Origin of the sequence: Butyrivibrio sp. AC2005, assembly GCF_000424145.1 — a bacterium.
Taxonomy (GTDB): domain Bacteria; phylum Bacillota; class Clostridia; order Lachnospirales; family Lachnospiraceae; genus Butyrivibrio.
In genome coordinates, this window is sequence record NZ_AUJI01000011.1 from 174964 (window position 1) to 186211 (window position 11248).

4 protein-coding genes are annotated in these 11248 nt (G+C 41.0%); all 4 read left to right on the plus strand.

The annotated features are described in order from the left end of the window. Positions 1-100: 100 nt before the first annotated feature. The gene (locus tag G602_RS0103305; protein ID WP_256374957.1) at positions 101-3997 is read left to right on the plus strand and encodes an EAL domain-containing protein; all 3897 of its coding nucleotides are present in this window, start codon (positions 101-103) and stop codon (positions 3995-3997) included. 103 nt (positions 3998-4100) lie between these two features. Further along, positions 4101-6227, plus strand: coding sequence for an HD-GYP domain-containing protein (locus G602_RS24970; RefSeq protein ID WP_049945024.1), 2127 nt, complete (start codon positions 4101-4103; stop codon positions 6225-6227). Positions 6228-6242: 15 nt separating this feature from the next. Further along, positions 6243-10466 carry a hybrid sensor histidine kinase/response regulator gene (locus G602_RS24975; RefSeq protein ID WP_155829673.1) on the plus strand — a complete coding sequence of 1408 codons (4224 nt, stop codon included), beginning with the start codon at positions 6243-6245 and terminating at the stop codon, positions 10464-10466. Positions 10467-10483: 17 nt separating this feature from the next. After that, complete coding sequence (locus G602_RS0103320; protein ID WP_026657671.1) at positions 10484-11242, plus strand: response regulator; 759 nt, start codon at positions 10484-10486, stop codon at positions 11240-11242. The last annotated feature ends 6 nt before the right edge of the window (positions 11243-11248 follow it).

Below are 11248 nucleotides of genomic sequence, written 5' to 3' on the forward strand. Positions count from 1 at the left end.
TATAATAGTAGATTTATGTTTTCTTATAAATACGCTGGTGATCATGAAAAAACGTAAACTCTTTTTGGTATTTATATGCTTAATTATGACCGTGTGTTTCATGCGGCCTTTTTTTGCTGTTGCAAAGACCCATAATGCTAAAAAAGTCAGGGTGGGATGGTACGAATCAGCATATTGCTATACCGATAAATTTGGAAGGAAAATGGGTATGGCATACGAGTATCAGAGGAAAATTGCTGTTTATGCAGGCTGGGATTGCGAGTATGTTGAAGGCACCTGGACCGATCTTTTGGACAAACTACAAAGAGGTGAAATAGATATTCTCAGCGACGTTTCCTACACAGATGAGCGAGCAGTAACTATTCTTTATCCGACGCTTCCAATGGGGGAGGAGTCCTACTACATTTATATCAAAGCTGACAATAACGAGATGACGATGGAGGATCTGAATACATTTAACGGGAAAAGGTTTGGAGTTTTCAGGGGAAGTATCCAGGAAGAGCTTGTAAAAAAATGGGCTAAAGATAACAGAATATATCCGGAAATTGTTGAGATTGAAGCTGTATCTCCGGAAGATTTAGTACATCTACTTGATGTAGGCGAGATTGATGCCTTTGTTGCTACGGATACCTATGGAGGATTTGGGAATTGTTCTCCTGTCTGTAAGATAGGCGCTTCAGAGTACTATTTTGCTATTAGTAAAAATAGACCGGACTTGCTGTCAGATATTAATCTTGCTATGAGCAGAATCCAATATGAGGATCCCTATTATAATCAAAAACTATACGAAAAATATATTCTTTCCGTTAATTCCAGTGCATTTCTGACTAGAGAGGAAAGGGCATGGATAAAGGATCACGGACCTATCAGAGTGGGCTACAGGGATAATTATCTTCCTTTCTGTGATACGGATGAGGAGACTGGAGAACTGACAGGAGCACTAAAGGATTATCTTGATAATGCATCAGGCAGTCTTTTAAATGACAATTTAGACTTTGAAACTGTACCTTTTCCTTCCGTGGAAGATGCCATGGTTGCAATGCAAGATGGAGAGGTTGACTGCGTATTTCCTGTAAACTTAAGCTTTGATGAAAGTGAAAAAATAGATGCAATTTTGACAGACTCTCTTGTGGAGTCAGAAGTCTATACAGTTGTAAAGAACAATGCTTCAAATGATGTATATAATAATTCAGATTTAAAGGTTGCACTAGTTAAAGGAAATACAAGCTTTGAAACCTTTATTATGGACTATTATCCCGACTGTCAGGTGATTTTCTTTGATAATATCGAAGCATGCTTTGAAGCGGTTTCAGAAGGGACAGTGGACTGCATGTTTGTCAGCAGCTATCGTATATATCAGACGGATAAGATTCGCAATAGATATAAGCTGGCTTTGATTGCTACGGGAAAATACATCGAATCAGCGTTTGTTGTTCCTGAAAGTGAGATTCAATTATATTCAATTTTGAATAAAACCGTTAGTCTTGTTGGCGATGAGGCTGTACATTCTGCACTTTCAAAATACACGTATACGGAGGATAGAATAACCTTTCGCGAGTATGTGCGGGATAATCTCATTGCTGTTATTGTGGTTGTTTCAGCGACAGTAATTGTCATACTGCTTCTTGTAATCCGTCAGCAAAAGGCAGATAAAAAGGCGGCTGAAAAGCAAAGACTTATTACAGCAACTGAGTTTGATCATATCACAGGGCTGTATAATCGCGGGTTCTTCTACGAGTACGCTGCACAGATGTTTAAAGAACATCCTGAATATAAATATGATGCGGTGGTTTTAAACCTGGATCAGTTTCATACTGTTAATGCCTTATATGGCTGGGAATTCGGAGATATTGTTCTCAATGCGATAGGTGATGAAATCAAGATGTATCTGGATGAAACAGATGGTATCGCATGCAGATCTCAGGCAGACAGATTCAATATATTCTGTAAGAGTACGGAGGATTATCAGCCACTTTTCGACCGCATTCAGAACAGGCTGGACAAGGTCTCGGGTAATGTAAGTGTGAGACTCAGAATGGGTGTAATGCATTATCAGAAGGGAGTATCACCTATCCAGCTTTTTGATCATGCCCGTACAGCCTGCAATATGCTCCGCGGTGGAAACCACCAGCGAATAATGGTATTTAATGACGACCTTAGAGAAAAGGAGCTCCGCGGACAGAGACTTCTGAGCGACTTAAAAAGAGCTATTGAAGAGCATGAGTTTCTTGTTTATTATCAGCCTAAATTCGATATTATCAGCAATCCGCCAAAGCTTTGCTGTGCTGAAGCACTTGTACGCTGGAAGCATTCCGAGCTTGGAATGATATCTCCCGTTGAGTTTATCCCGCTTTTTGAGGAAAATTGCAAAATCGGAGAAGTGGACAGATATGTGTGGAGAGAGGTTGCAAGGCAGATAGCCTATTGGCGCGATAAGTACGGAGTTGTAATACCTGTATCCGTTAACCTGTCAAGACTCGATGTCTTTGACCCGGATCTGGAGCAGGTACTTCATGATCTGATAGAGGAAAACGGGCTAAGACGAAGTGACCTTGACCTTGAGGTTACAGAATCTGCATATACGGACAATTCAGACAAGGTAATTGAAATCGTGAGCCGCCTTAGGGAAAAGGGGCATCATATAGAAATGGATGACTTTGGTACAGGTTATTCATCTCTTAGTATGCTCTCATCCATGCCTGTTGATATATTGAAGCTTGACAAGGCTTTCATCAAGAATATGGAGCATGACAAAAAGGATGTGCGCATGGTTGAGCTTATCCTTGATATAGCAAAGGGACTTATGGTTCCTGTGGTTGCAGAAGGAGTTGAGACAAGAGAACAGCTTGATTTTCTGAGGGCAAGAGGCTGCGAGATGGTGCAGGGATTCTACTTCTCGCCTCCTGTTCCGGCTTCTGAATTTGAGGAAAAATTCGTGACAAAGGAGATGCTTGGTGATACTGATGAGAATAAGCAGCTCGCCAGAATCTGGTATACAAATGAAGAGGGCTATATAGAAGAGGCAGAAACTGACAGACAGCACCAAATGTCCGGAGAGTTTGCAAGACTTCTTGCTGAGAATGCTGAGCTTAGGAAGGAGGCTGACGCCAATCGTAAGATTGCTGAATTACAGCAGTCTGTTTCGGCTCTGCTTAAGCATATGCCTGCAATGACTTTTTCAAAGGATGTGAATACAAGAATCTATCTTGCCTGCAATCAGGCCTTTGCTGATTATGCGCATAAAGAAACACCTGAGGGAGTTGTAGGACTGACAGATTTTGAGATTTTTGATGAAGAGACAGCGCAGCATTTCATAGAGGATGACAAAAAGGCACTCTCTATGGATAAACCGCATATTTTCTTCGAGGATGTACCTGATGCTGTAGGTAATCCGCGAAGATTCCAGACAACGAAGCTTAAATTTGTCGATGCAACAGGAAGAGAGTGTCTTCTTGGTCTTTGTCAGGATGTTACTGATGCAATGCTCATTAAACAGGAATATGATGAGAAACTTGCTCATGTGACTATCCAGGCTCATATTGATGCACTCACAGGTATTAAGAATAAAAATGCCTATCAGGAAGAGGAGAAGAGATTAAACCGCATGATCACGGAACTGCATCACCCTGAGTTTGCTGTGACCATATTGGATATTAATGATTTAAAGAAGGTAAATGATACCAAAGGACATAAGGCCGGAGATGAATATATTTGCAGAGCCAGCAGGATTATTTGCAGTATTTTTAAACACAGTCCTGTTTTTCGAATTGGCGGTGATGAGTTTGTAGTAATCTCACAAGGAGAGGACTATGAGAATATAGATAATCTTATAGGAGAAATTGAGACTCATAATGAAACTGCTGTTAAGGAAAATGTTCTTGTAATTGCCTGTGGCATGGAAAGATACAACAATGAAGATTCAGTGGCTGAAGTATTTGAGGTCGCTGATAAGAAAATGTATAAAAATAAAAAGAGCTTAAAGAAAATGACCGGGTAAAAATAAATTTATTGGTTTTTAATTAAAATTATTCCCGAAATATTGTATGATTAAACAGTAATGGTATGTCAAAATGACAAGATTTGCTTAGTAGGATATTGCTATGCAATTACACATAAATTATGAGGGGAAAAAGAGAATAAAGCTGGCCGCTCTTGTAGTGTCAGCGATCATAATAAATGTACTTTTGTACTTTGTTATGAGTAATCTTGGTGCACCACTTTATCTGGACACCATTGGAACAATATTGGTAACAATAGTAGCAGGTCCCTATTTTGGGATTATGTCTGCCGTTTGCACCAATACTCTTTGCATGCTCTTTAACAGAGATGCCATTTACTTTTCAGCGGTAAATGCGCTTATTGCTGTTCATACGTTCTCCTTTGTGAGAAAACGTCCCATAAATAAAGTAAATGCAATAGTTAAACTGGTTTTGCTTCTGGCAGTTGTAACCGGTTCATTAAGTACGCTCATTCAGTGGCTTCTGGGTGATGTACAGAGTACAGTATCCGGAAAACATGCTATGGGCTTTTCTGAAGCAACGGGATTTCCTTTTCTTCTTGCTGCACTTCTGCTTAACATCACAATTAACATAATCGATAAGGGAATAACAACTGTTGTTGCGATTGTTTTAATTCAGCTTACACCGGAAACGATAGTTCAGAGCTTTAAGACCAGTACGATTAAGCAGACCTGGGAATCACTTCTTAAATATCAGAATAACGGGAAAAATAAAAAAGGCATCAAACGATCTGTAAGAACACGTGAGACCTTCTCACTCCTTGTGACATCATTTGCCATTGTGATTGCAATGTCCTGGATAGGCCTCAGTCTTTATTACAACAGTTCAAAAGAATCAAGTATTGAGCATGGCTATACGGCGGCTAAATTTGCTGCAGAAATAATAGATCCCACTAAGGTGGATGAATATATTGAGAATGGTGAGAACGCACCGGGATATAAAGAAACAGAGGAAATGCTTGCAAGAATACGTGATAATACGCCTGATGTTGACTATTTATACGTAACTAAAGTCCAGGAAGACGGTTACTATATGGTGTTTAATCCTTACAAGGAGGATGAACCTCGTATTGAACCCGGTGTTTTAATGCCATATACAGATTTTTTTATTCCTTATTTGCCTGCACTTTTATCAGGGGAGGGGATAGACACTATAGAATATCCCGAGGATGGCGGTAAAACTCTGAGTGTTGTTTATCCTGTTAAGGACGAAGAGGGAAATACAGTTTGTTATACAAACAGTGACATTTCACTGGATTATATGACTGATTACATGACTGATTTTATTATCAGAGTGCTGCTTATTCTTGCAGGACTTTTCATACTTCTTATTGGGTATGAAATGTGGATGACAAGTATTTATTCTACTTTTCCGATAACAAGCATGACTGAGTGCGTGGACCGGTTTGCTGAAAGTGGTGATGACCAGCAGACTCTGGATGAAAATGTTAAGGAGATTCGCTCTCTTGGTATTAAAACAGGTGACGAAATTGAGAAATTGTACCATACCCTGTGTGATATGACCCTGAATCAGGCAGAGCAGATGAGAAATATCAGGCGGTTGTCCGAATCAACCATGAAGATGCAGGACGGTCTTATTCTGACCATGGCAGATATGGTCGAGAGCCGCGACTCGGATACCGGTGCGCATGTTCAGAAGACAGCGGCTTATGTAAAGATAATAGTGGAAGGGCTTAAGAAAAAGGGATATTACGCTGAAAAGATAACACCTAAATTCATCTCGGATGTTGTGAGATCAGCCCCGCTTCATGATGTGGGAAAAATAAATATATCCGATAAGATACTTAACAAACCCGGAAAGCTTACGGATGAAGAGTTTGAGATTATGAAAACTCATACTACAGCCGGAAAAGAGATAATAGAGAAGGCTATAAGCACCGTAAAAGGAGGAAGCTACCTTAAGGAAGCAAGGAATATGGCCGCTTATCACCACGAAAGGTGGGACGGAAAGGGGTATCCTGACGGACTTCACGGAGAGGTTATTCCTTTATCCGCAAGAATAATGGCAGTTGCGGATGTATTTGATGCACTTACTTCCAAGCGAGTATACAAACCGGCATATCCGCTTGAAAAAGCACTGGATATATTAAGGGATGGTGCCGGTACACAGTTTGATCCCAAATGTGTTGAAGTATTTTTGGAATCCATGCCTGAAATACTGGTTATTCTGAATAAATATAACCAGTGACAACGGAGGCTATTTGTGGCAAATAAGTTTTTTAGGCTGAAAAAACTTAATATGCTAATGGCAGTTATTCCCATGACTCTGCTTTTGCTCTCAGGGCAGAAGGTACTGTCTGCTGAGGATGAGACAACAAAAGTGGGTGGGGGATATGCTATTTCCGGACAGACACCGCAGGTGGGATATACTGCGGAGCTTTATGATGCCTCAAACGGGCTTATAACCTCTGATGCCAATTGCATTTTATGTGCCAGCGATGGCTCAATGTGGATAGGCGGCTACAGCGGAATTCTCCGCTATGATGGCACGACCTTTGAAAAGCTTGATCCGTCCGATGGACTGACCAGCGGAAGAGGTCTGTTTGAAGACAGCAGAGGCAGAATCTTTGTAGCTACCAACGATAATGGTGTTGTTGTGATCGATGGAGAAGAGCGTACACATTACACCTATAAGGAAGGATTGCCGTCATCTTCAATCAGAGTATTTGCCGAGGATGCTGATGGAAATGTTTTCGTGGGTACTACATCGGGTGTGGCATACATAACTCCTGACGGAAAACTTAAAAATATAGATAATGAAAGAATTAATGATGAGCGAATACTAAGACTTGATGCGGATACTTCCGGAAGAATCTATGGACAGACAAAAAACGGAATTATTTTTTCAATAGATAATTGTAAAATTTCTGAAGTTTATGCCTCAGAAGAGCTTGGAATGGAGACTATAACGTCCATTCTTGCGGACCCTGAAGCTGAAGGCAAGGTATACATAATTACTCAGGGTAATGCCGTTTATTACGGGGATTTTGGCTCAAGAGCAATAAATATGATAAGAGCGACAATCTATGCGCTGGACAATCTTCATTGGATAAGCTATGACTGCGGTCGTGTGTGGATATCTTCTAAGGACGGCATTGGATATATGGAAGATAAGAAGCACTTCAAGCTTATCAGTGATCTTCCTGTCAATAATTCAATTGAAATGACAACTTCGGACTATCAGGGGAATTTGTGGGTTGCTTCCTCTTCACAGGGTGTGATGAAGGTTGTGGCAAATAATTTCTTTAATCTGTCTGAAGAAGCCGGGATACGTGAGACAGTCACCAACGCATGCTGCCTTTATAAGGAAAAACTGTATGTTGGAACAGATTATGGGCTTTCTGTAGTTGATGGGAACGACAGGCCTGTTACCAACACTCTGACCCAAATATTAAAGGATATCAAGATAAGATGCATCATGAAGGACAGTAAAGGTAATCTATGGATATCCACTGATACTGAAGGCAGAGGTCTGATGCGGGTTAGTGATGACGGTGAGTTTTCACTTTTTACTATGGTTAACGGAATGCCCAGTAACGAGGTAAGAAGTACTTACGAAACTGCTGATGGAAGAATTATCGTATTAACAAACGGCGGACTTGCCATAATCAAAAATAATGAAGTGGTAAAAACCATAAGCGCAGAGGATGGAATTAAAAACACAGTCTTTTTCTCGGCTGCTGAAGGCTTTGACGGAAAAATATATATCGGAACTGACGGGGATGGAATATACGTGCTGGATGGTGACAATATGTCCAGAATAGGCAGGGACGAAGGCCTTACCAGTGATGTTGTGACCAGAATTAAAAAGGACGAAAAGAATGGCTTATTATGGATTATTACCTCCAATTCCATAGAGTATATGAAGGACGGAGTTATCACGAATGTGTCAACATTTCCGTACAACAATAACTATGAGATGTTCTTTGATAATGATGGGTTCGCCTGGGTTCTTGCAGCCTGCGGTATATATAAAATAAAAGCAGAGGATATCCTTTCTGATAATATAGAGGAATACAGGCTTTATACTGCTTCGAACGGGCTCCCTTTTCCTATAACTGCAAACTCCTTTAGTGCGCAGGACGAGGACGGGAAATTATATATTTCCGGAAGAAATGGTGTTATACGGGCAAACACCGACCATTTCTTTGAGGGGAAAACAGAGATAAGAGTTGCAATTAAGAGTGTGACCTTGGGTGATACAGAGATTTTACCCAATGACAACGGAAAATATATTATTCCTCCATCAAATGAACGTATTATAATTCAGGCATCAGTAATGGACTACACCATGCTTAATCCTACGGTCAAACTTCATCTGGATGGAAGTGAGGATCCGGGGATTACTGTGCCAAGGAGTGAGCTTACTACATTGGAATACACAGCGCTTCCCTATGGTGACTATAAGCTTCACTTACAGGTTATTGGGGATAATGAAGAAGATATAATCACGGAAACATCCTTTGATATTTCAAAAAGGCCACGACTTTCTGAGCTTTTTATCATTAGAATAATATTCTCGTTAATTATTGCTGTCACTGCCGCCTTTATTGTTTATAAAGTAATGAAGGCTACCATTATCAGCAGACAGTATAATGAGATAAGGCTGGCCAAGGAAGAGGCAGACAGGGCGAATACGGCAAAGACAAGGTTCCTTGCAAATATTTCGCACGAGATAAGAACGCCCATAAATACAATCATGGGAATGAATGAGATGGTTATGAGGGAGGATGCTACAGGTGTTCCCAAGAACTATTTCATGTCAATGATGAACTATGCTTTCGATATAAAAAGTGCATCGGAGTCTTTGCTTGGTCTTATCAATGACCTGCTGGATATCTCAAAGATTGAATCCGGCAAGATGCATCTTGTTGAGAAGGATTATGATGTACAGGAGATGCTGCGTTCTGTTGTAAGCATGATCCGTGTCAGAAGTACCCAGAAGGAGCTTACTTTTGATGTTGTAGTTGATGAGATGATACCGAAGCGCCTTTACGGTGACAGCGGCAAGGTAAGACAGATTATAGTAAACCTTCTTACAAATGCGGTTAAATATACGGAGTATGGCGGCTTTATACTTAATGTTTCCATGGTGAAAAGAGAAAATGACATCTGCGATCTATGCTTCCTTGTTAAGGATACCGGAATAGGTATAAAGGAAGAGGATATGGAGAAGCTCTTTACAGCTTATGAGAGACTAGATGAAGAGAAAAACAGCGGAATTCAGGGAACAGGACTTGGCCTTGATATTTCGAGAAGATTTGCGGAACTCATGGGTGGAAGTATTACCTGTAACAGTATTTATGGTGAAGGCTCTGAGTTTATATTAAATATCACGCAGAAAATCGTTGACCCTGAACCTATAGGTGTTTTCATAGAACATGACGACAGTCAGGTGAAGGGGCCTCACATTCCTAAGTTTGTTGCTCCTGATGCGGATGTCCTGGTAGTGGATGATAATCCAATGAACCTTAGTGTAATACAGGGACTTCTTAAGGCGACCAAGGTATTTGTTACAACTGCGGCAAGCGGACCGGAGTGTCTTGAGAAAATTCAGGACAGTAAATACAATGTAATTTTCCTGGATCATATGATGCCTGAAATGGACGGTATAGAGACTCTTCGTGAGCTTCGTAAAATTGATACCGATACACCGGTATATGCCCTTACTGCCAATACCTCGGAGAGTGAAGAGTACTATAAGGAAATGGGATTTAACGGATATCTGGCAAAGCCCATCGACAGCGTGATTCTTGAAGAAACCATCATGAGGCATCTTCCTGAGGAAATGATGGAAAAGCCTAATGCGGAAGACTACATGGATGTTCTGACGGAAATACCCGAGGAGCTTAAGTGGATCTATGATATTACTGAGATCAATGTGGACGAAGGTATAAAGAACTCCGGAGGAATAGGAAGCTTTATCTTCTCGCTTCAGCTTTTCCTTGATACAATTGATGGGAATGCAATAGTAATACAGGACGCTTATAATGAAAAGAATATAAGACTCTATACCATAAAGGTTCATGCCCTGAAGAGCTCAGCGAGAATAATCGGTGCGCTGGAGCTTGGAAAAATGGCAGCGGCGCTTGAAGAAGCCGGTAATAGAGAAGATATAAAATTCATTAGTGAAAATACGGATAAATTCGTAAATGACTACCTTGCCTTTAAGGAGCTTCTCGGAAGAATCAGGATAGAGGAGCAGGGTAGTGATGATAAAGAAGAAATCTCACCTGAGGAGCTTGCAGATGCGTACAATGCGCTTTCTGAAGTTGTTCCTCAGTTTGATTACGATGCAGTTGAGATGATTTTAGGTCAGCTTAAGTCCTTTAAACTGCCCAAAGAGGATGCAGAGAAGGTGGCTGAGCTTGAGAAAATGCTGAGAGTTTTTGATTGGGATGGCATGGAAGCGCTGATTTCAAAGTAAACGCGAAGGGAGTAGTTATGGCGGGAAACAGCATGATTGTTATAGGGGAAAAGGAATCCTTTATTGTGAGGGTTCTTATGCAGAAAGCAGAGGCAGCGGGATGTCCCACTTCATTTGTGCGTTGGAATATCAATGACATAAATAAAGCGATTGAGAATGCCGCCCTTGTTACGCTGTACATTGATAATAAGTTTATACCGGATGAGGAAATTATTCATTTTCTGGTGGATATCATGGAAGAGAAGGACATTCAGATGATACTCATCGGAGAACAGCTGGACATTGATGGAATGAAAAAGGTTGTACCTGCTGAGCTTATATATGAGGCATTTCCAAGGCCGGTTGATAATACAGTCTACGTTACGGCAGTCACGGAGTACCTCATGAAGATGTCCACGGGAGAGCTGAAGAAAAGCATTCTCGTTGTTGATGACGACCCACAATACCTTACACTTGTCCGCGAATGGCTCAAGGAAAAATACAAGGTTTCCATGGCAAATTCAGGACTGCAGGCTATTAAGTGGCTTGGAAAAAACAAGGTGGATCTCATTCTTCTTGACCACGAAATGCCTGTTACAACAGGCCCGCAGGTCCTTGAAATGTTAAGAAGTGATGAGGAGACAAAATCAATTCCCGTCATGTTCCTCACGGGAAAAGGCGACAAGGATAGTGTCATGGAGGTAGTTTCGCTACGACCTGAGGGTTACTTCCTCAAGAACATAGGAAGAGACGAACTGCTTGAGAAACTGCAGGAATTTTTCGTACTGCACAGATGAGGGGAA